The sequence below is a fragment of the Pedobacter sp. CFBP9032 genome, from assembly GCF_034045265.1.
Lineage (GTDB): Bacteria > Bacteroidota > Bacteroidia > Sphingobacteriales > Sphingobacteriaceae > Pedobacter.
On sequence record NZ_JAXCWE010000005.1, the window covers coordinates 335,828 to 362,428 of the forward strand.

The window sequence follows — 26,601 nt, forward strand, 5'->3', positions numbered from 1 at the left end:
GCTTAAATTAAAATTGATTTCAAATCAGCAGGTGAATAATTAATCGACTTCAAAGTTTTATCATCCGCTTTTCTAAAAACTAAAAACAAGCCATCAACTTCTTTATAGTAAGATTCGGTTTGATCTTTATCGAAGTAGTGTTTAATAGTTAAATCCGCCTCTTCTACTGTTTTACAAGCTTTGCTCATATTAGAACGGTGCACTTCATCAAACAATGTTTTAAACTTTCCACCCAAACCAAATTCATGGATGGCTCCCGCCAGCACATATTGCAAATCACATAAGGCATCGGCCACTTCTACCAAATCATCATTTTCTACCGCTTCTTGTAATTCCTTCAATTCCTCAGCCAAAAGCGCAATCCTTAGGTTCGCCCGTTGTTTCGATGGAATAACCGGTGAATCCAAAATCGGATGTTTAAAAGTAGTGTGAAATTCGGCAACCTGATTAAGTGAATTTGTTTCCTGCATGGTTTGTTGGTTTAATCTTTACGGCAGCAAAAGTAGAAAAAAGGCTCGGTTTAAAACCATAAATTATAAACATCGCCATGCACCCTAAGCAATTCACATACGCCTCTAGTTAGCTTAAATACGAATTAGAATGATTTTTATATTAAATTTCTTTGTTCCAATAACTTAAAAAATTCTCCCAATAGATTATTTATACCGCTGGGTGAGCTTTAAGAAATTATAATACCAGCAACATCCAAACATTACACGCAAAGTGACCAGAATTGCCTAGTGCAGCCGATAGCTTTTTAAAACCAGCTTTTTCATACATGCCAATGGCAGTGGTTAATTCTGGAAAAGACTCCAGGTAAATTTCATTGTAACCAAATTGCTGAGCCGACTCAATACTTTTCTGCATCAGCATTTTACCAACGCCTTTGCCTCTTGCAGCTGCAGACGTATAAAGTTTAACTAATTCCACACAACCATCAGGCAAGCCAGCTGTGGGAAAGATTCCGCAACCGCCGATAATTTTGTCATCTTCTTCAGCAATCCAATAAGCAGATTGTTCCGTTTTAAAAACATCCGATAAATGATCAGTAGTGGGATCTGTGTAAACAGTACCTGGTTTATCTATTTTGAACTCCCTTAATATCGTCCGGATTACTTCAGCAAGTTCTTGATTATCCTTTTCCCTAATTTCTCTGTAAGTAATGGCCATAGCATCTTTTTTGCCAAAGTTATAAATCGCTAACCAGTCATTAAAGAAAATTCAAACAAAATTAGGTGTGAATTCATTTATTAAAGAAAGATCATACTATGGAAAACGAAAAAGATAAAACAGCCAGTGAAAACACCAATGAGCAACCAAAACCTACCGATGATGTTCAAATGGATATTGAAACAGTAGTTCCGTCGGCACACCAAGCGGAAGTTACACCGGGCAAATCTGAAGATCCGGCTGATGTTGAAGAAGAACAGCCATCAGATGATTCAGTAAATGAACCGAAAGAAGAACAGGAAGAAGGCAAGAAAGTAACCGAAGGCGAAGAGGGTGCTGAAAAGCCAGCTACCGATGCCGACCAATCTGGAACAGATGAGGCATCATCTCCGGAAAAAAATGTGCCTGACGAGGAGAAAGAAAGCAGCGAAACGGAAGAAACTGGTGGTGAAAATGCTGATTCTGATAATGAACATAACGGGATTGAAACGGTAACACCATAGTGCTATATGCTAATTTTTGTTAAAGCATGATTGCTGCTGAAATAGTTTTACTAAATTACCGTTATGATTAACATGAAAAATACACTATGGCTTTGCCTCTTTACCATCACTATATTTGGTTGCGGTATTAACAGGCAGGCACAGCAGATTAAAGCGCTGGAAGATTGCACTTATAAAGTTACAGGTGTAAAGCAGGTTTCTATTGCAGGTACAGATATTAAACAGCTGATGGAACAACAAACCTTTAGCTTGACCAGTTTACCGGGTGTAGCGCTTGGGTTGCTAAGAAAAGACATCCCATTAAGGGCAAACTTAAATCTGGAGATTACAAATCCATCAAGTAACCTGGCGGCGATAAATCAGTTTGAATATAAAATTTTGGTTAATAACACTGATCTGGCACAGGGAATTGTAAATCAGAACGTAAGTATTGCGCAAGGACAAACGGTTACGGTTCCTGTTCAATTGGTAAGTAATATTTATGGACTGGTATCTAACGGAAATGTTTTTAATGATATCGTTAAGGCTGCTAAAAAAGGTTCATCATCTAAGGACGAGAAACTGGGATTGCTAACCATCAAAATTAAACCTACGTTTATGCTGGGTAATACACCAGTTAAATATCCGGGTTACATTACCATTAATAAGGATATCAGCAGTAAAATTTTACTGTAGCAAATGCCATTGAGCGTTTGTTTTTAAACAAGAAGGGCGATTTTCATATTGAAAATCGCCCTTCTTGTGATAGTACATTTTGCACCTATGATACGTTTACAACCTTTGCATCATAACTTACTTAAACTTCTTTGTTGGTTTTAGCAACATATCATGATAGCTATTCTGATCCAGACTTAAGGTAAGCTTTCTGCGTTCCGTTAATGATAACCGCTCCGGCATTACCGTAGAAGAAGCTTTTAAGCTTGCCGATTTCGCCGCACTGGTTACAAAGCTTCCGGTTCTGGCATATAAAAGTGCGTAACTTAACAAAGTCTCCGTTTCATCTCCCCAGGCTTTAGTCAGATCTTCAAAAGCTTCTTTATCAACAGATAATCCAGCATAATAACCACCAGCCCCCGCTTGGTTCCTGGTCTCAAACTCTGGCACATACATATCTACTTTATCTATCCTGATAGGAAAGAATCCAACTGGCTTACCATAAGTAGTTTCACCAATAATTTTTACATCGGTTACCGGCTTTAAGCTGTTGATTACCAACTCACTTGCTGATGCAGTAGACTCGGTTACTATAAAATAAATTCTGGAAAGCGCTAAAGATCCTGATTTGGCAAAGCGCTCTATATTATCTGTTGAAGTCGCAGAATAATCTATATCAGCATAGGTCGCAAATTTTCCATTCACCCCCGTAGTGAAAGTTTGCAATTTATTATCGCCATCTAACAAAGGCTGATGAGAAAGTACAGATGCTTTTCTTTGTGCGGTAGTTAAGCCCTGCAGCAAACTATTATACTGGGTGGTGTACATCACATTGCCATTCTGATTGATTGGGGCTGCGAGGTTTATCATATCTGTTGCTGTAGAAACAAAGCCTCCACCATTATACCTTAAATCTACGATAAGTTCGGTAACACCTTGCGTTGCAAAGTTTGCAAATACATTTCTCAATGCCGGAGTTATATTACTAGTAAAGCTGTTAAATACCAGGTACCCTACTTTTTTCGCGCCAACAGTATACACATTTGTAAATAAGATCGGATTTTCAGTATAAGTGGCCGAAGCTACAGTAACTGTTCTGGTTACATTATCCATTCCTACAAATGTTAACGCGATAGTTGGATTGGTACCAAAGATGGCATCATTTAAAAAACTGATAATTGCGTTGCTGTAAGATAAATTAGTTCTGCCATTAATGCTGGTGATTTTACAACCCCGGGTTAACCCCTGTAAACTTGCCGGAGAATTTGGATAAACGTATTTCACACGAAGGTCGTTGATACTTTGATAGCTTAATGAAAAGCCATAATCATTAGCCGTTCCACTAACATCTGCTTTTAAGGCAGATACCTTACCCGTGGCAGATACATCTTCGAAAAAAGAATATTTTGGATTGCTGGAGCCGTTCACAAACTCGTATGGTTTTCCAGTAGCTGGATCTGATGAATATTGTGTTAAGGCATAAAGTTCGGCCTCTTTAGAACTAAAGCTTCTCGGTTTAAATATATCGTATGTTGGCAATGAAGTATTCCAGTAATAGAGTTCTTTAGTATAAAGAAAAATTGAGTCTTTTGTTAGCTCATCTCTGCTTGCACTGGCCGTAACCGGAGGCTGCTCTGGCGCTGAACTATCTTTTTTACAAGCTACAAATAGGCTGATGCTTAAAAGTATGAGTACCGTTAAGTAACTATATTTATTATATTTCATAGAATTTCTTATTGTATGTATTTATAGATATACGAGAACAGGCTCAGATAGGTTGCCCTTAAACACGTACATGTAACCTAACACGAACTAAATTTATCTTAAAATATTGTAACAAGTCAGTTAAGTGCAGATAAAAACCAACCTTTAATCAATAAATTACTTTCAACTGAGAATCGAATTGCCAGGAACTTTAAAATAAAATTGAAATACGTTAACCTGAATAATTAGCTATTTTCTTTTAAAAAAATAACAACTTACATCTCAGATCAATATATGTTATTTATCAAGCCAAATTAAGGATCACACTTAGGTTTCTTAGGTGTTAAAAATATCATAAAGTTGGTATCGAAACCAAAAAAGCCTCTCATTTCTGAAAGGCTTTTAGGAGTGGTGCCTGCTGGAATCGAACCAGCGACACAAGGATTTTCAGTCCTTTGCTCTACCGACTGAGCTAAGGCACCCCGTTTTGGAGTTGCAAAACTAGTATTATTTTTCAAATACAAAAAGCATTCGAAAAAATTATTCCCAAACAATTTCCAGTGAAGGAAATTAAAAAGCCTTACATCTCTGTAAGGCTTTAGGTTGTGGTGCCTGCTGGAATCGAACCAGCGACACAAGGATTTTCAGTCCTTTGCTCTACCGACTGAGCTAAGGCACCAACCGTTTGGGATTGCAAATGTAGCGTTCTTTTTTCAAAAGCAAAACTTTTTTTCAATTATTTCAATCTAATACTGATTATCAATTAATTAAATTTCAAGTATTAAAAAATCGCCCCCAAAACTAGCTTAGAATCAATACAAACAATTAAAATTAAACATTTTTTTATGCATGCATAGTAATTTATTTAGATTAATATCCTATTTTAGCGTTAAACAATCTAATAGTGCATGGTGGCTCAGATCATTTTTCTAGTAATAACCCTTGCAGCAATTGTGCTGTTTACATTTAACTCGCGAAAAATTATTCGTAATATTCGTCTGGGTAGACCAGTTGATCGAAGTGATCAACCTCAGAAAAGGTTAATGACGATGCTTCGCGTAGCGTTTGGTCAGTCAAAAATGGTGGTTAGACCCATTCCTGCTTTCCTTCACTTCTTCGTTTACATTGGTTTTGTCATCATTAACATCGAAGTAGTCGAAATTATGATCGACGGTCTTTTTGGAACGCACCGGATTTTTCATGGCCTCGGCGGACTTTATGATTTCCTGATCGCATCTTTCGAAATACTTGCGCTAACCGTTTGGGTAGCTTGTGTAATTTTCCTGATCCGGAGGACTGTATTAAAGTTGAAGCGCTTTAGCGGTGTAGAAATGACATCCTGGCCAAAATCAGATGCAAATTACATCCTGATCACCGAAATTTTATTAATGACCGCTTTTTTAATGATGAATGCTGCCGATTTTAAATTGCAGGATTTAGGAGCAGCGCACTATACTAATGCTGGAGCATTTCCAATTAGCCAATACCTGACCAATCTTTTGCCATCTTCCGAAAATGCTTTGATAGCGATAGAAAGGGGTTGTTGGTGGTTTCACATCATCGGAATCCTGGCTTTCTTGAATTACCTGCCGTACTCAAAACATTTCCACATCCTTTTTGCCTTTCCAAATACGTATTTTTCTAATCTGGAACCTAAAGGAGAATTCACCAATATGGCATCTGTAACCAACGAAGTTAAAGCCATGCTGGATCCTTCCTTTGTGCCAGCAGAAGCTGAGGCAGGAAAATTCGGAGCTAAAGATGCTACAGATTTATCCTGGGTGAATTTGATGAATGCCTATACCTGTACCGAGTGCGGGCGATGTACCGATTCATGTCCGGCAAACATTACAGGTAAATTGCTATCTCCTAGAAAGATTATGATGGATACCCGCGATCGGATTACTGAAATCGGGAAGAATATTGATAAAAATGGCGCAGATCATCAGGATGGTAAATCTTTATTAGATGATTATATCACCAGAGAAGAAATCTGGGCCTGTACCAGTTGCAACGCTTGTGTGCAAGCTTGCCCGGTAAATATAGATCCGCTTCAAATTATTATGGAACTACGAAGATTTGCTGTAATGGAAGAATCGCAAGCACCGGGAAGCATTAATGCAATGCTTGGCAATATTGAGAACAACCAGGCACCATGGAAATACTCTCCAGCAGATCGTTTCAACTGGGCAAATGAAAGTTAGCCGAGAGTCAATAGTCTGGAGTCATAAGTCTATCAAGTGCACTCCAAGTCTTGATACTAAAATCTTGATACTAAATATTAGCTAAAAAAATGGAATTTAAAGTACCTACAATGGCCGAATTAATGGCCGCAGGTGAAGAACCAGAGATATTATTTTGGGTTGGATGTGCAGGAAGTTACGATGAAAGGGCACAAAAAATCACCCGCGACATTTGCAAGATTTTGCATCATGTGGGTATTAAGTATGCTGTTTTAGGAACGGAAGAAAGTTGTACCGGCGATCCTGCAAAGCGTGCTGGTAATGAATTCCTTTTCCAGATGCAGGCCATGACGAATATTGAGGTCTTGAATGCCTATAACATAAAAAAAATTGTAACCGGCTGTCCGCATTGTTTCAATACCATTAAAAATGAATATCCAGGTTTAGGCGGATCTTATGAAGTGATTCACCATACGCAGCTCATTCAGGATTTGATTAATGAAGGAAAATTAAAAGCCGAAGGAGGCGAAAGTTTTAAAGGAAAGAAAATTACCTTCCATGATCCTTGTTATTTAGGTCGTGGAAACGGTGTTTACGAAGCACCACGAAAAGCGCTGGAAGTTTTGGATGCCCAGCTTGTAGAAATGAAACGTTGCAAAAGCAATGGTTTATGCTGCGGTGCCGGTGGCGCACAAATGTTTAAAGAGCCAGAAAAAGGCAGGAAAGACGTCAACGTAGAGCGCATTGAAGAAGCTTTGGAAACTAATCCTCAGGTAATTGCAGCGGGCTGTCCTTTCTGTATGACCATGTTAAGCGATGGCATCAAATTAAAAGATAAAGAACAGGAAGTGAAGGTTTTAGATATCGCAGAAATTACAGCAAGGGCAAATGGCTTATAAAATAACCACGCAGGTTTTCCAAACCTGCGTGGTTTAAATTTTCTAATCGCTAAGGCGTAATTACGGGAGGTAAACCGCAAATCTTGGTTAGGTTCTCCCGGATCGCGTTTAAATCTTCAGCCTCCATATTTTTAACAGGAATTACCACTTCCGTCGCCATCGAATCAACATCGCCTCCCCTATCTTTATAGGTTTGAACAATTACATCATCACCCTTGGTACGCAGGTATAATTTACCGGCAGTTGTATTGCCTAAATAATCCAGATCCTTAAATTTCGCCAGCTTGAATGCGAAATATTCCGTTTTTCCGTTATTAAAATATCGCCTGTATCTACAGAAGCCATTGTTAGTAATATTAAGCTCGTAACGTTTGATTTGCTTAACTTCCTGACTGCTGTCATAATGATCGATAAAAGATTTTTGTAAGAAACCAACGTATTGTTCCATTGATTCCGGATCTGAAAAAGCGCATAGAAACACCGCTGTAGCTGAAAGAAGTGATATTTTCAAGCACAATGTAAACTTTTTCATTAGGGGATGATTTTAGGGTAATCCAATTTAATTAAAATTATAAATTTGTATATGAGTTTTTCTCCACAATCTAGAGTCTGGATCTATCAAAGCGACCGTAAGTTCACGGCAAATGAAGAAACAGAAATATTAAATACATTATCAGCTTTTACTAATCAATGGAAAGCACATGGCAATGAACTGCTAGCAAAAGCGGAAATTCGTTATGGCTATTTTATTATGCTAACTGTGGATGAAAGTCAGGCTGGAGTAACCGGATGCTCTATCGATAGTTCCGTAAGACTAATTAAGGAAATAGAACAAACGTTTCATGTTGATCTTTTCAATCGCTTCAACATCGCTTATAAAGTTGATGATGAAGTGAAAGTTCAGGGCAAAGAGGATTTTGAAACCCTGGTAAACATCAAACAGATAACAGCAGACACTATCGTTTTTAATAACATGGTTCAAAACCTCGAAGAGTTGAATGCCAAATGGGAAGTTCCATTTCGCGATAGCTGGCATTCTTCAGTTTTTGCGCACCTCCTGTAAACTTTTCCGGAGTTAGCCTTAAGTAATGCTGTTTTGATCGTGTTTTTTACAGTGCTTTAAAACAATTGTACGATAAAATATATTGTATCAATAAATCGAATAATATCTATGAAGCGCTGGCTCAAAATCACCTTAAGTATACTTTCTGCACTTGTAATTCTGGTTATCTTAACGTGGCTTGCAGGAGCTTTTTATATTAGTCGCAACAAGAAAGAAATTCTATCTACTATTCTCGCTCAGCTTAATAAAAATTTAAACGGAGAGATTACTGCAGGAAGCATGGAGCCCACACTTTTAAAAAGCTTTCCTGGTGTTTCCGTTTCTTTGAATGATGTTTTGCTGAGAGATAGCTTATGGGCGCAACATCAACACAATCTGCTCAAAGCAAAAGATATTGACGTTTCCCTCAACATCCTTTCACTTATTGTGGGCAATGTGAATATCAACAGAATTGCCATTAATGATGCAGCAGTTTATATCTACACAGATTCTACGGGCTATAGCAATACCAGCATCTTTAAAAGCAAACCTAAAAATGAAAAAGAAAAATCTTCGCCAAAATCTTCAGCACTAGAAGTAAAAAAGATAGATTTCAATCGATTAAGTTTAATCCTTGATAATCAGAAGCGATTTAAGCTCTTTAATTTTAATATAGATCAGATTCAAGGTAGAATGCAATACCCGGATAGCGGATGGACGGGAAAGATCAAACTTAAAACACTGGTTAATAACTTCGCTTTCAACACCAGAAAAGGTAGTTTCCTGAAAGGGAAAACTTTAGACGGTACGCTGTCTGCACACTATAGCAGAGATCTTGATGCTGTCATCCTTGATCCGGAAAATCTAAATATTGGTGGTCACCCCTTCAAAATCGGCGCTAAAATTGATTTGGGAAAATCAGCTTTCGCCATCAGTATAGCGGTTGATCAGATTTTATTTAAGGAAGTTGCGCTACTTCTTTCGCCCAACATATCTTCCAAACTCCTCAAATTTGGCATTGAAAAACCTGTGGATATCCGTGGAAATATCATTGATGACGGCTCTGGCAAATATGGTGATCCTTTAATCAAAGTTGGCATTAAGGTTCGTGATAATATCCTTTCTATTCCGGCAGGAAAACTTACTGCTGCCAGCTTTGATGGCTCTTTTACAAATCAGGACACCGTTGGGGGTATCATTGGCGATGAAAATTCATCAATAAAGCTCCACCGGTTGACAGCTAAATACTTTAATGCGCCAATTAAGATAGACACATTTACCGTTAACAATTTGGCGAGACCTATAGCCACGGGTTTAGTAACCTCAAAATTTCCGTTAACAAACCTTAATAATTCTTTGGGTACACAAGATTTCGATTTTAAAGATGGAACCGCTGATTTAAGATTGTATTGCCAGGCAGATATTGATAACTTCATTTTCACTAAACCAATTGTTTCTGGAGCCATTAAAATTGCAAACGCAGATATTACGTATTTGCCACGGAAACTTCACCTGGTAAAAAGCGCGCTGAATATTAATTTCGATCAGAATGACCTTTCCATTCAGAATGGGCACTTCGAGCTTGGAAAAAGTGAATTAAATGTAAGTTGTACCATTGCCAATTTCGCCAACTTATATTATTCAGATCCCGAAAAAATTCTGGTTAATTTAAAAATGCATAGCCCACAGCTTTACCTTAATGAGTTTCTTCCATTTTTAGGACCGAGGAGTACGAAAAAGAAAGCACCGGCAGGCAAATCGATGAAAGCAGCTTCAAAAGAGTTGAGTAATGTACTCGAAGTTTCAAAAATGAACATTAACCTCACCGTGGGCAAGGCCATTTACAATAAATTTTTGGCAAAAAACCTCTCTGCCGATATTTCACTCCGCGGAGAAGGAATATATTTTAATAAGATAAGTGTAGAACACGCGGGTGGATTAATTGGGATGAATGGGAGCGTTATTCAGCAGCCCGGCTCCAACACCTTTCAACTCAGTTCGAAGATTAGTCATGTAAGTGTAAAGGACTTCTTCTACTCCTTTGATAACTTCGGACAGAATACAATCACCAATAAGAACCTAAAAGGCTACTTATCATCATTAGTTAATATTTCAGGTAAAATATCTCATTCAGGCAAAATTGTTCCCCGTTCCATAAATGGCAAAGTAATTTTCAATTTAAATAATGCGGCGTTGGTAAATTTTGAACCAATGGTTAACGTAGGCAAGTTTGCTTTTGCAAATAGAAATTTTTCTAATGTTGAAATTAAAAAGTTAGATGGTACGCTTACAATTCGCCGGGATAAAATAGAAATCAGTCCGATGCAGATTAACTCCAGCGCGATGAATTTTAATGTTAAGGGAATTTATGCGCTAGGTTATGGCACGAATGTAGAAATGGATATTCCATTAAGAAACCCCAAAGGCGATGAAAACCTCACTAAGGCAGAGAAACGGGAAGCGCGAATGCGTGGTATTGTACTTCACTTAAAAGCCATTGATGATGACAAAGGCGGGATTAAAATCAGGTGGAACAAGGATCACGAGTAGTTAGTCATGAGTTCGGAGTCTTTAGTCCTGAGTCATAAGTTGAAAGTCTCTCCTCTCAATAATTTATGCCATGACGATTAGACTATGGACTAAGAACTTACGATAAAGACTAAAAATCCAACGGTCCCAGCCTATTCATATTCCTCAAAATCAAATACTGACGGTGGCGAATATAAGGTGTCGCATTTTTTGGTGTCCACCTAAGTGGATTTGGGAAACAAGCTGCGATAAGCGCCGCCTGCCTCTTGGTTAATTTAACGCAAGATTTACCATAGTATTCCTGGGCAGCTGCCTCGGCACCATAAATGCCATCTCCCATTTCAATAACATTTAGGTAAACCTCTAAAATTCGCTCTTTACTCCAGAAGATTTCAATCAATAAAGTAAAATAGGCTTCAAAACCTTTTCTTACCCATGATCTTCCCGGCCAAAGAAACACGTTTTTAGCTGTTTGCTGAGAAATGGTACTCCCACCTTTTACTTTTTTACCTTTTGCGTTGCTGGCAAAGGCTTTTTCTATTGCCTTCATATCAAAGCCAATGTGCTTCAGAAAAAGCTGATCTTCAGCAGAAACTGCCGCACGTTTCATATTGTTAGACATGTCTTCAAAATCTACCCATTTTTTTTCTGTTTTGAAGGATTTGCCATCAGCCTTCCGCTCAATATTACGAAGTGCCATCAGCAGTGTTAAAGGCGGATTAATAAAACGATAAGCCACTACCCAAATCACAGAAACAAGCAAAAAATAAAGGAAAACTTTACTTGCAATATTGATTATCTTCTTCAAAAGTGGATTCCTTTTTTTCGATTGAGGAGCTCGTTTTTTAGCCATGGCACAAAGGTATAAACACTTATTTCCTTTTTCGTATTTTGCCAATAAATATTGCTATGAAAAAATTAATTTATCTGATTGTATTAACCACCCTTTTAGGATGCACAACCAACCTGAAAAATGTTCAGCAAAAAAATGAATGGACCTCCCTGTTTAACGGCAAGGATATAAAAGATTGGAATGTCAAAATCCATCATCACGAATACAATGAAAATTATGCCAATACCTTTCGTGTAGAGGATGGAATGATCAGGGTTAATTACGACGGTTATGGAGATTTCAACGATCAATTTGGACATCTGTATTATAAAACCCCATTTGCTAACTATCATTTAAAATTAAAGTATCGCTTTGTTGGTCAGTTACAGAAAGGCGCACCTGATTATACTTTAAGAAATAGTGGTGTAATGTTTCATAGCCAGGATCCGGCCACCATGCCGAAAGAACAAGACTGGCCAATTTCAGTAGAAATGCAGTTTCTGGGCGGTTTAAGTGATGGAAGACCAAGACCGACAGGCAATATGTGTTCACCGGGAACCGAAATATTTTACCAGGGAAAATTATATCCAGACCATTGCCTTGATTCTAAATCAAAAACTTATGATGGCGATCAATGGGTTTCTGCAGAATTAATTGTGTTAGGAGATTCGATTGTTAAACACATCATTAACGGCGATACCGTTTTACAATACAGCAAGCCGCAAATTGGTGGTGGTGTGGCAAAAGGCTTTGACACTAAAATAAAGGTTGATGGGAAAGCCCTTAAAAGTGGTTTTATTGCTTTACAAAGTGAAGGACAACCGATAGATTTTAAAGATATTTTCATTAAAAAACTTTGAACCCCATGATAAACATTTTATAGTTGAATACGTTTATAACTTATGAAAGTAGCATTAATTACAGGCGGAAGCAAAGGAATTGGATTTGGAATAGCCGAATCACTCTTAAAAAGTGGCTATAAAGTAGCCATCACGAGCCGAACGATAGACAGTGCAAACCAGGCAGCTTCGCTGCTTGTAGAACATGGAGATGTATTAGCCATAGAGGCTGATGTTAAGAGTTTTCAATCGCAGCAAAGTGCAGTAAATTTAATCATTGAAAAGTGGGGGCAGCTGGATATCTTAATTGCAAATGCTGGTGTAGGTGCATTTGCACCAATAGATGAAATAGAGGTTGAACAATGGAATGATATTATTGACACTAATTTAACTGGCGTTTTTTATAGCATTAAAGCAAGTGTAGACCAAATCAAGAAGAACCAGGGTTATATTTTTACAATCTCCAGTTTAGCAGGTACAAATTTCTTCGCTGGCGGATCTGCGTATAACGCTAGTAAATTTGGATTAACGGGTTTCACGCAATCCGTAATGTTAGATTTAAGAAAGTATGGGGTAAAGGTAAGTACAATCATGCCGGGTTCTGTGGCTACTTATTTTAATGACCATAGTCCGGATGCTGAAAACGATGCCTGGAAAATTCAACCAGAAGATATGGGTAAACTGATTGTTGATTTGTTGGCCATGCCCGCGAGAACGCTACCAAGTAAGATCGAAATCAGACCAACTACGCCGAAAGGTTAACTCTTGAATATAAGATGAAAAAAGGAGTAAAAATACCTTTTTTCATCTTATATTATTTCAATTTATCCATCTAAATTTCAATGTTAAAAATTAATTACTTTTGATATTATTACATGGAATTATTCAACTGCCCTGACTTTGTTACAAATAAAACCTAAAACAACCCTGACTTTGTTACAAGAATCTACTTAAACTGCCCTGACTTTGTTACAAATAACTTCTATATTTGCCCTGACTTTGTTACAAATTAAGAAATCATGGCTTTTAAAAGATCAATTGAAGATAATCTGATTCAATGGAAAAATAGCAAAAAAAGAAAACCACTAATTATAAGAGGGGCACGGCAGGTAGGGAAAACAACATTAATAAGAGATTTTGCGAAAAATTATTCTTATTCAATTTTTCTTAATTTAGAGAAGCCAATTCACCGTCAATATTTTGACGATTTTGACGATATACAAAGTATTGTTGAAGCTTTATTTCTGAGTTATGAGATTCAATCTGATAAGCTTGGAGAAACCTTACTATTTATTGATGAAATTCAGGAAAGCCCTAAAGCAATACAAATGCTTAGATATTTCTATGAAGAAGTTTCGGATTTACACGTTATAAGTGCAGGTTCGCTATTAGAATTTGTATTGCAAAAAGTAAAAAGCTTTCCTGTAGGCAGAGTTGAATTTCTATACTTGCATCCATTTAATTTCCAGGAATACCTTCAGGCAAATCAGAAGACTGATTTGCTCACACAGCTTCTTAAAACTCCAGTTAAGCCAATTGCACACAAATTATTAATGGAGGCTTTTCATCGATATGCCATTATTGGAGGAATGCCAGAAGTTATCAAAACCGATATCGAAAACAAAAGTCTTTCAGATCTTCCTATGGTATATGAAAGTATTTGGGCTACTTATAAAAATGATATTGAAAAATACACCAACAATGATACTGCCAGAAGAACTATTAATCATATTATGGCATCTGCACACTTATTTCTAGACAAACGGATTGTTTTTCAAGGCTTTGGTAACTCAAATTACAAATCCAGAGAAATAGGAGAAGCTTTTAGAATTTTAGATGATGCAAAGATTATTCGATTAATATATCCCTCTACAAATACAGAGATTCCAATTGTACCTGATTTAAAAAAATCGCCAAGGCTACAGTTTTTAGATACTGGATTAGTAAACTATTCATTGCAGATTCAGGGAGAAATGCTAGCCTTAAATGATTTGAGTTCAACATATAAAGGTGCGGTTATACCCCATTTATTTACACAAGAATTAATTTCAATAGCGCACATATCTTCTCATAAACCTAATTTTTGGGTAAGAGAAAAAAAACAATCAAGTGCTGAAGTTGATTTAATATACCCGTATAATAATATGGTAATCCCGATTGAGATTAAATCAGGTAGTACGGGGAGCTTGAAGTCTCTCCATCAGTTTGTAGATGAGGCTGATCATCATTTTGCCATCAGAATTTACGGCGGAGTCTTCAAATTAGAAAATACAATTACACCGAGAGGAAAGCCTTATCTATTATTAAATCTCCCTTACTACCTTGGTACACGTATATCAGCGTACATAGCATGGTTAACAGCGCAACAATTGTAATACCAGTTAATTACAATGACACCTATTAAAATTTGGCCCAAAAAAAAATCCCGATTTTCATCGGGATTTTCAATATCTAAATAAAAAAGATTATTCAGCGATTACTTCAAAAGGAACCTGAACTTTCACTTCTTTGTGTAAGTTTAAGTTAGCAACATATTCGCCAACAAATTTAGGTTCAGTTTCGAAAGTAATACGACGACGATCTACATCAAAACCTTGTGCTTTTAATGCTTCAGCGATTTGGATCGTGTTAACTGCTCCAAAGATTTTTCCGCTTTCGCCAGCTTTAGCACCGATAGAAAGTTTAACAGCAGTTAAACGCTCAGCGATACCTTCAGCATCTTTCTTAATTTTATCTTGTTTAAAAGCAGCTTGCTTTAAGTTCTCTGCTAATACTTTTTTAGCAGAAATTGTAGCTAGTGCTCCAAATCCTTGAGGGATTAAATAGTTACGGCCATAACCTGGCTTTACATTAACTACATCATCTTTCTCACCAAGGCCTTTAATATCTTGTTTTAAAATAATTTCCATATCTCTGAGCCTCCTATTTTAATTGATCTGCAACGAAAGGTAACAAACCGATGTGACGGGCACGTTTAACTGCCTGAGCCACTTTACGTTGGAATTTTAACGAAGTACCAGTTAAACGGCGTGGTAATAATTTACCTTGATCGTTAATAAATTTCAACAAGAAGTTTGCATCCTTGTAATCGATATATTTAATTCCGTTTTTCTTGAAACGGCAATATTTTTTACGGTTATCCTCTACTTTAGGGGCGGTTACGTATTGAATTTGTTCTCTTGCCATTACGCTGCAACCTCCTTAGTTTTTTTGTTAAAAGCACCACTACGCTTTTTCTCATTGTAAGCAATAGCATGTTTGTCTAAACGGATAGTTAAGAAACGTAACACACGCTCATCGCGTTTTAATTGAAGCTCTAATTTTGCGATCAAATCACCTGAAGCTTTGTATTCAGTTAAGTTGAAGAATCCATTTGATTTTTTCTCAATTGGATACGCTAATTTTCTCAAACCCCAATTATCCTCTTGGATAATTTCGGCATCATTATCAGTAAGAACTGCTTTAAATTTAGCTAATGCCTCTTTTGCAGCCTCTTCAGATAACAATGGGGTTAGAACGATAACAGTTTCGTACTGATTCATTGTTATAAATTATGTTTTTAATTTTTTAATCCCGAGGTATATTACGGGGATGCAAAAGTAACAATATATTTCTTAAAATCAAAGCTTTAATTGAAAAAGACTAAAGCGAAAGCCGAATGATTAAAGAATAAGGAGCAAGGATTAAAGACAAAGGGGAAAGACTAAAGCGGAAAGCCGAATGATTAAAGAATAAGGAGCAAGGATTAAAGACAAAGCGGAAAGGGGAATAGCAGAAAGACTAAAGCGGAAAGACTAAAACTTAAACTAAAAACAATAAACCAAACTATGGGCTGACGCTTGACTTTATGCTATAACTCCAAGTGTAAGCTTATACCATTACCCTATCGGCCTGATGTCTCATCAACAGAAAAAATTTTCATACTTAAGTTTAAGAACATAAATAAATAAAAAGGGAGACTACTTTTAAGTAATCTCCCTATCAATTAGCAATGTTTAACCTTAATATAATTCTATCGTTTTAGTAAATTGTTTTCCCTTAACGTTAACAACAAATGTTAAAGATTGAGAATCAGTTTTACTGATATTAAACTTTCTTTGTAAGTCTGATTTATTTTTGAAAACTTCAGTATACACACTGTCGTTATATTCATTCATCACCTGAACTTCAATCGGATTTCCTTCTTCATTCTCTACTTTTAAAACAATAAAATCACCTTCTTTTTTAATCAAAGGATGAAAAAGATCTGAGAATACTGGTTCAGAAACGGTTGCTTTACCATTCTCAATTACAACCTTGTAGTTAGCCAATTTAGTGTCCGACTCAATTCTGATATTATATTTTCCTTCTGGCAAGGCATTTAAATCATAAAGTTTGCTGGAAGCAGCTTTTGCCTGAATATTTTCCTGAAATAATACTTCATTATTACTTCCAATGAAAGATAAGTTAACATTTTCATTCCCTTCGAAAGAAAAACGAAGAAACTTTTCATTTTCACCCTTAACTTTCAAGGTAAAATCACCATCTTTTGCATAAGTAGTGGTTGCAGTTAAAAATAACGCTGCGATCAGGCCGATTTGTAAGAACTTTTTCATAATTAAATAGCTTTATACGTGAACAATTAATTTATAATGTAAAATTACGCTGCTTTTAATAGCGAAAAAGAAACCATATTCACCGATATATATGCAATATTAACCTTAACTATTCTTTTCTGTCATCAGAACATCAATACAGCATATTTATTGTTATTTTTGTTAAGCAAAACCTATGAAAACTTTAAAACCAAGCTTTGAAGTTGTAGAACCGTCCTTCGGAAGTTCTTTCTATTATTCTAAATACGTGGAAAACGAGAATAATAAGGCCCACTTATGGCATTATCACCCGGAAATAGAAATGGTTTTTGTAAACGGCGGCGCTGGTAAAAGGCAGATTGGAAGCCACGTTTCTTATTATACTGATGGTGACCTGATATTAATAGGAAGTAACCTTCCACATTGTGGTTTCACAGATACGCACACCGGAAATAAGAATGAAACGGTAATTCAAATGAAGCCAGATTTTTTGGGCGAAGGCTTTATGACCATGCAGGAAGCCAAATGGATTGCAGAACTGTTTGATAAAGCCAAAGGTGGCATTGCCTTCGGCGAGAAAACCAAAAAAGAGGTAGGAAAGTTGATCGAAGACATGGAGTTTCAACATCCTTTCAATAAATTGTTAACGTTACTTGGCGTACTTAAATCATTAGAAGTTACCAAAGACTTTACTATTCTAAATGCTTCGGGCTTTTCTATAGAAACACAAATTCAGGATAATGACCGAATTAATATGATCTTCAATTATGTGAAGGATCATTTTCAGGAACAAATCAGCCTTGAAGATATTGCCGAGATGTCTGCCATGACAGTTCCATCCTTTTGCAGGTATTTCAAAAAAATTACTAAAAAAACTTTTACCCGTTTTGTAAATGAGTACCGTGTGGTACATGCTTCTAAGCTTTTATCAGAAAAACACATGGGCATTACGGCCATTTCTTATGAAAGTGGTTTCAATAATTTCAGCCATTTCAATAAAATTTTCCATGAGTTTACCGGAAAAAGTGCTTCTGAGTACAGAAATGAATTGAAATCGATTATTAAATAGGGTTGGTTTGGATGTAGCAAGTGGGGAATCGAGTAGTGAGTAGTGAGAATTAAGTAGCAAGTATTAAGTATCAAGTAGGGAGTAGTAAGTAGCAAGTAGTGAGTAGCAAGTATCAGGTAGTAAGTATCAAGTAGCAAGGTTAACTTTTAAAGTCTAATGTTTCAAATCCTGGTTCTCAATTTTAATATTTTGTAATAAATTTATAAAAGCATACTTCTAACTTACTGGCTCACCAGATCTTCGCCAGGTCAACGCTCCTACTTTTCCACATTTAAACTTTTCAACCAAACAACATCTAAAAATTTTCCTATTTTCGTGCCGATGGAAAATTTTATTGTTTCTGCCCGTAAATATCGCCCGGCAACGTTTGAAACCGTTGTTGGGCAACAGCATATTACCGGTACGTTAAAGAATGCCATCAAAAATAACCAGCTTGCTCAGGCCTTTTTGTTTTGCGGTCCTCGGGGTGTTGGTAAAACCACCTGTGCCAGAATCCTGGCTAAAACCATAAACTGTACTAACCCTACAGCAGAAATGGAAGCTTGCGGAACTTGCGACAACTGCTTGTCGTTCCAAAACGGTCATTCATTTAACGTTCATGAATTAGATGCGGCTTCAAACAACTCTGTTGATGATATCCGTAGTTTAATAGAACAGGTTAGGATCCCACCACAAGCTGGCCGGTATAAAATCTATATTATTGATGAGGTTCACATGTTATCTCAAAGTGCATTTAATGCATTTTTAAAAACACTGGAAGAACCACCTTCTTACGCTATTTTCATTTTAGCAACTACTGAGAAGCATAAAATATTACCAACCATTTTATCACGTTGTCAGATTTTTGACTTCAACCGCATTCAGGTAGACGACATTTCTAATCACCTGGCTACGATTGCACAACGCGAAAATATTGCTTTCGAATCAGACGGATTACACATTATTGCTCAAAAGGCAGATGGCGGTCTACGTGATGCGCTTTCCATGTTCGATCAGATTGCCAGTTACGCGAATAAGAACATCACCTATAAAGCAGTAATTGATAACCTGAATATTCTAGATTATGATTATTTCTTTAAACTTACTTCCTATTTAACAGCTGCTGAAGTTAGTCAGACTTTATTGCTGTTTGATGAGATCTTGAACAATGGTTTCGACGGAAACAATTTTATTAATGGTTTGGCTACGCACTTCCGTAATCTATTGGTAGGTAAAGATGCCGCAACCATAAAATTGTTAGAGGTAAGTGAGAATATCAAACAGAAATATTTAGATCAGTGCAGGCAAACAGAATTATCGTTCTTGTTAACGGCTTTAAATTTAGCCAATACTTGCGATTTAAATTATAAGAATTCCAAAAACCAGCGTTTACAGGTAGAACTGGCTTTGATTAAGATGTGTCACATTCGATCCGTCGTCCAATTAGCTCAACAGCCTTTAAACCCTAGTAACACAGCAACTGACCAAGATCAGGATAAAAAAAAAACTGATGTCATAGCTGAAAAAGCAGAAAGCCCAAAGCTAAAAGCGGACATTGAACAAGCTGTTCACGCCCCCGAAAGCTTAGCTAAACCTACAACTCCGGCGAGTATTTCTCTAGAAGGAAAACACAAAGAAGCACCAAAAAGTAACCCGGCTGCATCCGCAACTTCCATCAGCATCAGCATTCCTAAAAAAAATGTAGGCACCTTAATTCCATCATTAAATGATTTGGAGCGTCTTGCTAATGGTGAGGAAGAAAGTGGTCCAAAAAAAGCGACAGGCGAAGCCCGGGAATCCTTTACTTATGATCAATTACTAGAGATCTGGAATAAATATATTCAGATTTTAAAGAATGCGGATAAAATTAATTTGTTCACCATTCTCAATAACTTCGCACCGAAGTTAATCAGTCCGGTATTGATAGAAATTTCAGTGGAGAGCAAAACTCAGGAGCAATTTGTTGTTCAGGAATCTGTTGAATTAATGAATTATTTACGAAACCAGTTAAATAACTTTGCGGTAGACATTACATTTAAACTGGTTGAGCGGAAAATTGAAAACAGGCTTTATGGAAACCGGGAAAAATATGATTATCTGGTAACCAAAAATCCAAAACTAGATGAGTTGCGTAAGCGATTTAATTTAGATATTAACCCTTAATCAGTTAACAATTTTCAGTTAACGGCATAAACCCGCTAACTGAAAATTGTTAATTACAAGCTATTTTTCAGGTTCGTTGTTAATCGGATAACCTTCCTCATCTAAATCATTACGATCATCTTCAGGCGTACGTGCCAGAATTTCATCTTCTGTTTTAAGCTTAACACTTTCGCCATTATCTACATGCATGCCCAATTCTTCTAAATTATCATCAGCAATATCTTCATTGCTCGCATACTCATCCCCTACATACGGGTTTGCCTCGTCGTAGGTAGAGTCGTCATCCTTTGCGCCAGTGGCTACTGTTTCATAACCCATTGGATGATCATAATCTTCATCATCGTCTTTCACGTCCAATTCATAGCTCTGTTTAACTTCGTCGAATGATAAGTTTTCCTTATTTATTTCACTGCTCTCCGTAGTACTGTGTATTTTATCTTGCGATCCTTTATTTTCGTTATCTGACATGGTTATATCTCCTATATTATTTGTTATAACAACAACTGGTTTCGCAGATGGTTTTTGAGAGATCATGCATTTTAAATGGATTATTATTCCCATCAAGTTTTTTAATGATCAAATACTTCTTACCTTGAGGTATCCTCCCTATAAATCAACCACAATCAAACGATTTATACAGCCTGATAATTCTTTAATCTATGACGGAAAAATATCAGAACAAATATAGAATCGCTTCTGCGCGTTTAAAAGCTGGGACTATGCCAACGAGGGTGCGTATTTTATCACCATTTGTACTAAAGATAGACGGCACTATTTTGGGGCGGTCAAGAATGGGAAAATGGTGTTATCAAATGTAAGTGTAATTGCTAATTTGACGTGGTACGAAATCAAGAATCATGGAAAAAACGTGGAACTAGGGGAATTTGTTGTAATGCCAAATCATGTGCATGGGATTTTGATTTTGAATGAGATGGCTAAATTGGATCCTGGCCCGATCGTCCAGACAGGGCATGCCCTGTCTCTGAAATCTCCCGGCCAACAACGATTCCAAAATCAGGAAAAAAATACCGTTTCATCTATTATCGGCTCATACAAATCTGCCGCAACTAAATATTGCAACAGATTGGATTTTGAATTTGGATGGCAAACCCGCTTCTACGACCACATCATTCGCGACGGAAGGGCTTTTGAAAATATTTCGAACAACCCAGCGAAATGGGATCTCGATAAATTCTATCTGAACGAATAAAAATTTATCTTATTTAATACTATAAAAAAAATCTCCAATCGAATTTACATTCAATTGGAGACTTTAATTATAAAACTGATGCGATTACAATGAAGCTAAAGCAGTATTCAATGTTTCACTCGGACGCATTGCTGCACTTGCCAATTCATCATTTGGATGATAGTAACCACCAATGTTCTGTGGTTTCCCTTGCGAAGCAATTAACTCTTCGGTAATTTTAGATTCCTTTTCAGTCAACGCTTTTGCCAGTGGTCCAAATCTAGCCTGCAATTCAACATCTTTAGTTTGAGCAGCTAAAGCTTCAGCCCAATATAAGGCTAAATAGAAGTGCGAACCACGGTTATCAATTGTACCTAACTTTCTACCCGGAGATTTATCAGTTGCCAGGAATTTAGCATTTGCTTCGTCTAATGCATCGGCTAAAACTTGTGCTTTAGCATTATTTTGTGTTTGAGCCAAGTGCTCTAATGACGCTTGAAGTGCCAAAAACTCACCTAATGAATCCCAACGTAAATAACCTTCAGCAATAAATTGCTCAATGTGTTTTGGCGCAGAACCACCAGCTCCAGTTTCAAATAAACCACCGCCATTCATTAACGGAACGATAGATAACATCTTAGCCGAAGTACCCAACTCTAAAATAGGGAATAAATCAGTTAAATAATCACGCAGTACGTTACCGGTAACGGAGATAGTATCTTCACCTTTACGGATACGTTCTAATGTAAATTTGGTTGCTTCAATTGGTGCAAGGATGCGAATATCCAAGCCTTCAGTATCGTGGTCTTTTAAGTAAGTATTAACTTTTGCAATAATTTCTCTATCGTGTGCTCTGTTTTCATCCAACCAGAAAACGGCAGGCGTTTCAGATAAACGAGCCCTGTTAACCGCTAACTTTACCCAATCCTGAATCGGTGCATCTTTGGTTTGGCACATGCGGAAAATATCACCCTGTTCTACTTTTTGATCGAAGAAAACTTTACCTTCAGCATCTGTTACACGGATAGTTCCATTTGCAGCAGCTTGAAAAGTTTTATCATGAGATCCGTACTCTTCGGCTTTTTGAGCCATTAAACCAACATTTGGAACAGAGCCCATTGTGGTTACATCGAAAGCACCATGGGCCTTACAATCATCAATTGTTGCCGTATAAACTCCAGCATAACAACGATCCGGAATCAATGCAATAGTATCTTGAGCATTACCATCCTTATTCCACATTTGACCTGAAGTACGAATCATTGCAGGCATCGAAGCATCAACAATCACATCACTAGGCACATGAAGATTCGTAATTCCTTTATCTGAATTTACCATAGCTAAAGCTGGGCCATTTTCAATCGCTGCAGCAATAGCAGCTTCCACCTCAGCTTGCTCCGGGCGACCAGCAATCTTTGCGAAAACATCACCTAAACCGTTGCGGGTATCAATGTTGATTTCTTTGAAAAGAGCTGCGTATTTAGTAAAAACATCGGCAAAATAAACTTCTACAATCGCCCCGAAAATAATAGGATCCGATACTTTCATCATTGTAGCCTTTAAGTGAGCAGATAATAAAACACCTGCAGCTTTAGCAGCCTCTACTTCTTTAGCAACAAAAGATTTTAAAGCCGATAAACTTAAAGCAGAACTATCAATCACTTCGCCTGCCTTTAAAGGAGATAAGCCTTTTAATGCTGTTACACTTCCATCAGCCGCAACAAATTCAATTTTGAATTGAGTAGCATCAGCAACGGTTACAGATTTTTCGGAACCGTAAAAATCGCCTTCAGTCATGCTCGCAACCACAGTTTTTGAATCTGCAGACCATTTACCCATCGAATGTGGATTTTGCTTTGCATAATTTTTAACTGCTTTTGGAGCTCTACGATCTGAGTTACCTTCACGTAAAACCGGATTCACTGCAGAACCTAAAACTTTTGCATATTTAGCTTTAATGGCTTTTTCTTCTTCCGTTTGTGCATTATCCGGATAATTTGGAATGGCAAAACCCTGAGCTTGTAACTCGGTGATGGTACCCACTAATTGTGGAATAGATGCAGATATATTAGGTAATTTGATGATGTTAGCTTCTGGTGTAGTGGCCAATGAACCAAGTTCAGCTAAAGCATCGCCAATTTTTTGATCGTCTTTTAAATACTCAGGAAAGTTTGCCAAAATTCTTCCTGCTAAAGAAATATCTCTGGTTTCTACATCAATACCAGCTGATGCGGTAAAAGCTTGTACAATTGGTAAAAGTGAATAGGTTGCCAGCATTGGCGCCTCATCGGTTTTGGTGTAGATAATTTTTGATGTACTTGACATGTTTATATTGATTTTGCTTTATAAGGTTAACTATTTAATCGGCTAAAATTGTAAACCGACCTTTTCTTAAAATCGCCTAAAGATAAAATAATCGAATGAATTAAGGAACATCGCAATGTTATTTGTGTTTTACAAAAAATTAATTTTTACCCTTATTTTTCAATTCACAAGGCCATTCATTTCCTTTTTTTGATCATCAATATATACATCCGAATGGTTGAGCTTTATAATTGGATCATGATTTGTTAAAGAATAAATACGAATCAAACGGGCAACTATGACGGCGAGCTTATCTCCCTCATTAGACGCGCTACAACGCGTAGCTCTTAAGTTAAACTATACTAATTATATCTATGAGTGAACAGAATTTAGAACAATTATTATTGCAGGGACAGTTCGAACAAGCACTATCTGCTATCCAGTCTGGCGAAAAATTATCAAAAAATATTCCTGAACACCAGAAATCACAAATCCTGGAACGTTTATTTAGTAATGAACAATACGAACTCATCAATGAATTAGTTGCCAGTAAATGGATCGAAACCGATGTTTATGAATTTGACAGTTTCGATAAAAGTGTTTTTGGTAAGGTAGTTTGGAATTTAAAGAACGACGAAAAAGCGCTTGGATTCTTCCAGGATTTCATATCTAAATTCGATAATCTTAATGATGAGGTTGAGGCTAAAACACTGATTAACTATTTCCTAGAAAAGGGAGCCACTGTAGAAAAGATTAAAATACTGATTGATGCCGGATGTGATGTTAACTTCACAAACAATGCAGAAGAAAATCTCATTCACCAGGTAATCAAAACCAACCTGATGAAGCCACAGCTTTCTATCTCCTACCTGGAATTATTAATAAATGAGGGACTGGATGTAAACGCTCCAAATATTGTGAGGAAAACACCACTTATCACCGCTATAGAATTTAATAAGCCGGATTATTTGGATATTCTATTGCAAAACGGGGCCAATCCAAATGAAATCGATCAGGATGGAAATTCTGCATTCTTCTATGCGGTAGCACACAAACAAGACCTTAACCTTTATCAAAAATTGAGAGATTTTGGTAGTCCTGATTTTGAAACCATTAATAAGGCCGGCGTAAGTCTGTTATTCGAATACCTGAGAATGATGTATGCGAGTGATAAAAACCTGGAGCTTTTAGGTTCAATGATTAGCGATGGTGCAGATCTTTACCAGGCCAGTACCTATTATGGTAAAGACAAAACACCATTAGACTTAATCGCAGAGAAGCAACCTGAAATTCTGCAAACAGTTTTGGATTCAGGAAATGTAGACGTTAACCATCAAGATGATCATGGCAATACGCTACTTCATAAAGTATGCGGTTACAACGTAAATTTTGAAGCAGAGAAGGCTAAGGAAACTTATAAGAAAGTAAAACTATTGTTGGAAAACGGAGCAGATGCTTCCATTAGCAACGACGAGGATAAAACCCCGCTGATGCTCGCTTCTGATGATAATCTGAAGATCAAAACAGTAGAACTATTAATGAAAAACGCTTAATCTGATTCAGGAAAAATATGTCGATGTCATTTATAATTGCCTGCGAAAGCGGCAAAAGAAAAATAGCGGAGCTTTTATTAGCCAACGGTGAAGTAGAAGTAGGTTATACGGATGAAAAAGGGAGAACAGCTTTGCATTATGCAGCACATCGCGGCTATCTCGATCTGGTTCAGTTGCTAATTAATGCCGGAGCCGATTTAAATTATGAAGACCATGCTGGCGAAACACCGCTTTATTTTGCCTGTCTGCAAAAGCAGAAGCAAACGGCACTGTATCTTATATCGCAGAGTGCTAAAGCAGATATAAAGGATCTGGCCGGAAACAGTTTGCTTCATTTAACTGCAAGAATCGGCCAGATTGAAGTGCTGGAAAAATTACTGGATAATGGCCTGGCTGTAGATGAAGAAAACAATGAAGCAGAAACACCACTCCTTATCGCTTCCAGCTGGAGGAATAAAGAAATCGTTAAGCTGTTATTAGACAGAGGCGCAAATGTAAATACAACTAACAAAAGCGGAAACACCCCTTTGATTTTTGCTGTAGCTTCTAAAAATGTTCCGGTAACAGAACTCCTTTTAGAAAATGGAGCAAACATTAATCACGTTAACCATAATGGCGAAAGTGCACTACTTCAGGCTTGTTACGATAGCAACAGGATGCTGATCAAATTGTTGATGGATAAAGGTGCTGATGTATTGGTATCTTCTAAGAATGACCAATCTCCAATCTGGTATGCTTGCGCAAATAATCAGAAAGAAATTGTAGCACTATTTCTGGAAAATGGTGTCGATGTAAATTATGCTAAACCTATTTCTGGTGATGAAACATCAATGTATTCTTACCTGGATTGGGTAGAAAGTGCAACGAATCTATCATCAGCAAGTACCTTCTCGCTAGACACTGATTATAGTTATGGTGGCGAAAGTTTGCTTCACGTAGCTGCGAAAAGTGGAAATGTAAGCATGGTCAAGTTATTAGTTGAAAAAGGTGCCAATATCAACATCCAAGATGAAAGCGGAAACACCGCATTACACTATGCGGCTGCAAATGGTAAAAAAGATATTGTAAAATTGCTATTAGAGCATCAGGCAGATGGAAACGTGGTAAATGCGAAAGAGCAAAAGGCTATAGATTATGCAAACATCAAAGGCTTTAATGAGATTACGGTATTACTCCTGCAGTATAATCCAGCAACACAGGCAACCTTTACTAAACCTGCAGAAACTCCAGTTACTGATGAAAAACCAAAATTAGACTTATCAGCAAAAAAACAGGCTTTGCTTGATTTGAAAGAATTGCTTGATGCCGGAATCTTATCGCAGGAAGAATTTGATGTAGAAAAAGGAAAGATTTTAAGTAGCTAAACTTCATTAAAATAATCTTTTGTTATTCGTTTCCATGATTTGAATAGGATT

General features: G+C 37.1%; 25 protein-coding genes and 2 tRNA genes. 14 read left to right on the top strand and 13 right to left on the bottom strand.

The window, feature by feature from the left end:
• Positions 1–2: 2 nt before the first annotated feature.
• Together SOM16_RS12130 and SOM16_RS12135 are read right to left on the bottom strand one after the other, a co-directional pair.
• Positions 3–470: a nucleoside triphosphate pyrophosphohydrolase family protein gene (locus SOM16_RS12130; RefSeq protein ID WP_320464264.1), complete on the bottom strand. Its 468-nt coding sequence runs from the start codon at positions 468–470 to the stop codon at positions 3–5.
• 217 nt (positions 471–687) lie between these two features.
• Entirely contained in the window at positions 688–1,170 is a 483-nt protein-coding gene (locus SOM16_RS12135; RefSeq protein WP_320464265.1) for a GNAT family N-acetyltransferase, read from the bottom strand.
• Between the two features lie 98 nt (positions 1,171–1,268).
• Here SOM16_RS12135 and SOM16_RS12140 point away from each other — a divergent pair, with 98 nt between their 5' ends.
• The gene (locus tag SOM16_RS12140) at positions 1,269–1,673 is read left to right on the top strand and encodes a hypothetical protein (protein WP_320464266.1); all 405 of its coding nucleotides are present in this window, start codon (positions 1,269–1,271) and stop codon (positions 1,671–1,673) included.
• Between the two features lie 72 nt (positions 1,674–1,745).
• A complete protein-coding gene (locus SOM16_RS12145; protein ID WP_320464267.1) occupies positions 1,746–2,348 on the top strand; it encodes a hypothetical protein in 603 nt (200 codons plus the stop codon).
• Positions 2,349–2,465: 117 nt separating this feature from the next.
• On the opposite strand, the gene SOM16_RS12150 is transcribed toward SOM16_RS12145, so the two are convergent.
• The 3 genes from SOM16_RS12150 to SOM16_RS12160 form a co-directional block, all read right to left on the bottom strand.
• The gene (locus SOM16_RS12150; protein WP_320464268.1) at positions 2,466–4,052 is read right to left on the bottom strand and encodes a S41 family peptidase; all 1,587 of its coding nucleotides are present in this window, start codon (positions 4,050–4,052) and stop codon (positions 2,466–2,468) included.
• 388 nt (positions 4,053–4,440) lie between these two features.
• Positions 4,441–4,513, bottom strand: a tRNA-Phe gene (locus tag SOM16_RS12155).
• A gap of 124 nt (positions 4,514–4,637) precedes the next feature.
• A tRNA-Phe gene (locus tag SOM16_RS12160) sits at positions 4,638–4,710 on the bottom strand.
• A 229-nt stretch (positions 4,711–4,939) separates the two neighbouring features.
• Between SOM16_RS12160 and SOM16_RS12165 the strand changes: the two genes are divergently transcribed.
• Both SOM16_RS12165 and SOM16_RS12170 read left to right on the top strand, forming a co-directional pair.
• Positions 4,940–6,235 (top strand): (Fe-S)-binding protein, encoded by a 1,296-nt coding sequence (locus SOM16_RS12165; protein WP_320464269.1) that lies wholly within the window; start codon positions 4,940–4,942, stop codon positions 6,233–6,235.
• Positions 6,236–6,324: 89 nt separating this feature from the next.
• On the top strand, positions 6,325–7,113 hold the full coding sequence (locus SOM16_RS12170; protein WP_320464270.1) for a (Fe-S)-binding protein: 789 nt from the start codon (positions 6,325–6,327) through the stop codon (positions 7,111–7,113).
• Between the two features lie 49 nt (positions 7,114–7,162).
• Here the strand turns inward: SOM16_RS12170 and SOM16_RS12175 are convergent, their stop codons facing one another.
• Positions 7,163–7,645 carry a hypothetical protein gene (locus SOM16_RS12175; RefSeq protein WP_320464271.1) on the bottom strand — a complete coding sequence of 161 codons (483 nt, stop codon included), beginning with the start codon at positions 7,643–7,645 and terminating at the stop codon, positions 7,163–7,165.
• Positions 7,646–7,696: 51 nt separating this feature from the next.
• On the opposite strand from SOM16_RS12175, the gene SOM16_RS12180 reads away from it, so the two are divergent.
• Positions 7,697–8,176, top strand: a complete 480-nt coding sequence (locus tag SOM16_RS12180) for an ABC transporter ATPase (protein ID WP_320464272.1) — start codon at positions 7,697–7,699, stop codon at positions 8,174–8,176.
• A 108-nt stretch (positions 8,177–8,284) separates the two neighbouring features.
• Positions 8,285–10,705, top strand: a complete 2,421-nt coding sequence (locus SOM16_RS12185; RefSeq protein ID WP_320464273.1) for an AsmA-like C-terminal region-containing protein — start codon at positions 8,285–8,287, stop codon at positions 10,703–10,705.
• Positions 10,706–10,814: 109 nt separating this feature from the next.
• On the opposite strand, the gene mtgA is transcribed toward SOM16_RS12185, so the two are convergent.
• Entirely contained in the window at positions 10,815–11,537 is a 723-nt protein-coding gene (mtgA, locus tag SOM16_RS12190; RefSeq protein ID WP_320464274.1) for a monofunctional biosynthetic peptidoglycan transglycosylase, read from the bottom strand.
• 56 nt (positions 11,538–11,593) lie between these two features.
• Between mtgA and SOM16_RS12195 the strand changes: the two genes are divergently transcribed.
• From SOM16_RS12195 to SOM16_RS12205, 3 genes are all read left to right on the top strand, one after another.
• Positions 11,594–12,376: a DUF1080 domain-containing protein gene (locus SOM16_RS12195; RefSeq protein WP_320464275.1), complete on the top strand. Its 783-nt coding sequence runs from the start codon at positions 11,594–11,596 to the stop codon at positions 12,374–12,376.
• A 42-nt stretch (positions 12,377–12,418) separates the two neighbouring features.
• Positions 12,419–13,117: an SDR family oxidoreductase gene (locus SOM16_RS12200; RefSeq protein ID WP_320464276.1), complete on the top strand. Its 699-nt coding sequence runs from the start codon at positions 12,419–12,421 to the stop codon at positions 13,115–13,117.
• 257 nt (positions 13,118–13,374) lie between these two features.
• A complete protein-coding gene (locus SOM16_RS12205; RefSeq protein ID WP_320464277.1) occupies positions 13,375–14,730 on the top strand; it encodes an ATP-binding protein in 1,356 nt (451 codons plus the stop codon).
• 90 nt (positions 14,731–14,820) lie between these two features.
• Here SOM16_RS12205 and rplI read toward each other — a convergent pair whose 3' ends face one another.
• The 4 genes from rplI to SOM16_RS12225 form a co-directional block, all read right to left on the bottom strand.
• Positions 14,821–15,264 (bottom strand): 50S ribosomal protein L9, encoded by a 444-nt coding sequence (gene rplI, locus SOM16_RS12210; RefSeq protein WP_320464278.1) that lies wholly within the window; start codon positions 15,262–15,264, stop codon positions 14,821–14,823.
• 13 nt (positions 15,265–15,277) lie between these two features.
• The gene (gene rpsR / locus SOM16_RS12215; RefSeq protein WP_010599582.1) at positions 15,278–15,541 is read right to left on the bottom strand and encodes a 30S ribosomal protein S18; all 264 of its coding nucleotides are present in this window, start codon (positions 15,539–15,541) and stop codon (positions 15,278–15,280) included.
• Positions 15,541–15,897 carry a 30S ribosomal protein S6 gene (rpsF, locus tag SOM16_RS12220; protein ID WP_320464279.1) on the bottom strand — a complete coding sequence of 119 codons (357 nt, stop codon included), beginning with the start codon at positions 15,895–15,897 and terminating at the stop codon, positions 15,541–15,543. Before rpsF ends, rpsR begins: the two co-directional genes overlap by 1 nt.
• Positions 15,898–16,356: 459 nt before the next feature.
• The gene (locus SOM16_RS12225; protein WP_320464280.1) at positions 16,357–16,950 is read right to left on the bottom strand and encodes a hypothetical protein; all 594 of its coding nucleotides are present in this window, start codon (positions 16,948–16,950) and stop codon (positions 16,357–16,359) included.
• 175 nt (positions 16,951–17,125) lie between these two features.
• Here SOM16_RS12225 and SOM16_RS12230 point away from each other — a divergent pair, with 175 nt between their 5' ends.
• Both SOM16_RS12230 and SOM16_RS12235 read left to right on the top strand, forming a co-directional pair.
• Positions 17,126–17,998 carry an AraC family transcriptional regulator gene (locus SOM16_RS12230; protein ID WP_320464281.1) on the top strand — a complete coding sequence of 291 codons (873 nt, stop codon included), beginning with the start codon at positions 17,126–17,128 and terminating at the stop codon, positions 17,996–17,998.
• Positions 17,999–18,319: 321 nt separating this feature from the next.
• Positions 18,320–20,140: a DNA polymerase III subunit gamma/tau gene (locus tag SOM16_RS12235; protein WP_320464282.1), complete on the top strand. Its 1,821-nt coding sequence runs from the start codon at positions 18,320–18,322 to the stop codon at positions 20,138–20,140.
• A gap of 60 nt (positions 20,141–20,200) precedes the next feature.
• Here SOM16_RS12235 and SOM16_RS12240 read toward each other — a convergent pair whose 3' ends face one another.
• Positions 20,201–20,608, bottom strand: coding sequence for a hypothetical protein (locus SOM16_RS12240; RefSeq protein WP_320464283.1), 408 nt, complete (start codon positions 20,606–20,608; stop codon positions 20,201–20,203).
• Positions 20,609–20,939: 331 nt separating this feature from the next.
• On the opposite strand from SOM16_RS12240, the gene SOM16_RS12245 reads away from it, so the two are divergent.
• Positions 20,940–21,350: a transposase gene (locus SOM16_RS12245; protein WP_414692256.1), complete on the top strand. Its 411-nt coding sequence runs from the start codon at positions 20,940–20,942 to the stop codon at positions 21,348–21,350.
• A gap of 84 nt (positions 21,351–21,434) precedes the next feature.
• Here the strand turns inward: SOM16_RS12245 and SOM16_RS12250 are convergent, their stop codons facing one another.
• On the bottom strand, positions 21,435–23,654 hold the full coding sequence (locus tag SOM16_RS12250; protein WP_320464284.1) for an NADP-dependent isocitrate dehydrogenase: 2,220 nt from the start codon (positions 23,652–23,654) through the stop codon (positions 21,435–21,437).
• Between the two features lie 353 nt (positions 23,655–24,007).
• Here SOM16_RS12250 and SOM16_RS12255 point away from each other — a divergent pair, with 353 nt between their 5' ends.
• Both SOM16_RS12255 and SOM16_RS12260 read left to right on the top strand, forming a co-directional pair.
• The gene (locus SOM16_RS12255) at positions 24,008–25,186 is read left to right on the top strand and encodes an ankyrin repeat domain-containing protein (protein WP_320464285.1); all 1,179 of its coding nucleotides are present in this window, start codon (positions 24,008–24,010) and stop codon (positions 25,184–25,186) included.
• A 23-nt stretch (positions 25,187–25,209) separates the two neighbouring features.
• Complete coding sequence (locus tag SOM16_RS12260; RefSeq protein ID WP_320464286.1) at positions 25,210–26,550, top strand: ankyrin repeat domain-containing protein; 1,341 nt, start codon at positions 25,210–25,212, stop codon at positions 26,548–26,550.
• Positions 26,551–26,601: the final 51 nt, after the last annotated feature.

Coding starts and splice junctions, on each gene's coding strand:
- SOM16_RS12130 (WP_320464264.1), bottom strand. CDS start 470: ATGCAGGAAACAAATTCACTTAATCAGGTTGCCGAATTTCACACTACT.
- SOM16_RS12135 (WP_320464265.1), bottom strand. CDS start 1,170: ATGGCCATTACTTACAGAGAAATTAGGGAAAAGGATAATCAAGAACTT.
- SOM16_RS12140 (WP_320464266.1), top strand. CDS start 1,269: ATGGAAAACGAAAAAGATAAAACAGCCAGTGAAAACACCAATGAGCAA.
- SOM16_RS12145 (WP_320464267.1), top strand. CDS start 1,746: ATGAAAAATACACTATGGCTTTGCCTCTTTACCATCACTATATTTGGT.
- SOM16_RS12150 (WP_320464268.1), bottom strand. CDS start 4,052: ATGAAATATAATAAATATAGTTACTTAACGGTACTCATACTTTTAAGC.
- SOM16_RS12165 (WP_320464269.1), top strand. CDS start 4,940: ATGGTGGCTCAGATCATTTTTCTAGTAATAACCCTTGCAGCAATTGTG.
- SOM16_RS12170 (WP_320464270.1), top strand. CDS start 6,325: ATGGAATTTAAAGTACCTACAATGGCCGAATTAATGGCCGCAGGTGAA.
- SOM16_RS12175 (WP_320464271.1), bottom strand. CDS start 7,645: ATGAAAAAGTTTACATTGTGCTTGAAAATATCACTTCTTTCAGCTACA.
- SOM16_RS12180 (WP_320464272.1), top strand. CDS start 7,697: ATGAGTTTTTCTCCACAATCTAGAGTCTGGATCTATCAAAGCGACCGT.
- SOM16_RS12185 (WP_320464273.1), top strand. CDS start 8,285: ATGAAGCGCTGGCTCAAAATCACCTTAAGTATACTTTCTGCACTTGTA.
- mtgA (WP_320464274.1), bottom strand. CDS start 11,537: ATGGCTAAAAAACGAGCTCCTCAATCGAAAAAAAGGAATCCACTTTTG.
- SOM16_RS12195 (WP_320464275.1), top strand. CDS start 11,594: ATGAAAAAATTAATTTATCTGATTGTATTAACCACCCTTTTAGGATGC.
- SOM16_RS12200 (WP_320464276.1), top strand. CDS start 12,419: ATGAAAGTAGCATTAATTACAGGCGGAAGCAAAGGAATTGGATTTGGA.
- SOM16_RS12205 (WP_320464277.1), top strand. CDS start 13,375: ATGGCTTTTAAAAGATCAATTGAAGATAATCTGATTCAATGGAAAAAT.
- rplI (WP_320464278.1), bottom strand. CDS start 15,264: ATGGAAATTATTTTAAAACAAGATATTAAAGGCCTTGGTGAGAAAGAT.
- rpsR (WP_010599582.1), bottom strand. CDS start 15,541: ATGGCAAGAGAACAAATTCAATACGTAACCGCCCCTAAAGTAGAGGAT.
- rpsF (WP_320464279.1), bottom strand. CDS start 15,897: ATGAATCAGTACGAAACTGTTATCGTTCTAACCCCATTGTTATCTGAA.
- SOM16_RS12225 (WP_320464280.1), bottom strand. CDS start 16,950: ATGAAAAAGTTCTTACAAATCGGCCTGATCGCAGCGTTATTTTTAACT.
- SOM16_RS12230 (WP_320464281.1), top strand. CDS start 17,126: ATGAAAACTTTAAAACCAAGCTTTGAAGTTGTAGAACCGTCCTTCGGA.
- SOM16_RS12235 (WP_320464282.1), top strand. CDS start 18,320: ATGGAAAATTTTATTGTTTCTGCCCGTAAATATCGCCCGGCAACGTTT.
- SOM16_RS12240 (WP_320464283.1), bottom strand. CDS start 20,608: ATGTCAGATAACGAAAATAAAGGATCGCAAGATAAAATACACAGTACT.
- SOM16_RS12245 (WP_414692256.1), top strand. CDS start 20,940: ATGGTGTTATCAAATGTAAGTGTAATTGCTAATTTGACGTGGTACGAA.
- SOM16_RS12250 (WP_320464284.1), bottom strand. CDS start 23,654: ATGTCAAGTACATCAAAAATTATCTACACCAAAACCGATGAGGCGCCA.
- SOM16_RS12255 (WP_320464285.1), top strand. CDS start 24,008: ATGAGTGAACAGAATTTAGAACAATTATTATTGCAGGGACAGTTCGAA.
- SOM16_RS12260 (WP_320464286.1), top strand. CDS start 25,210: ATGTCATTTATAATTGCCTGCGAAAGCGGCAAAAGAAAAATAGCGGAG.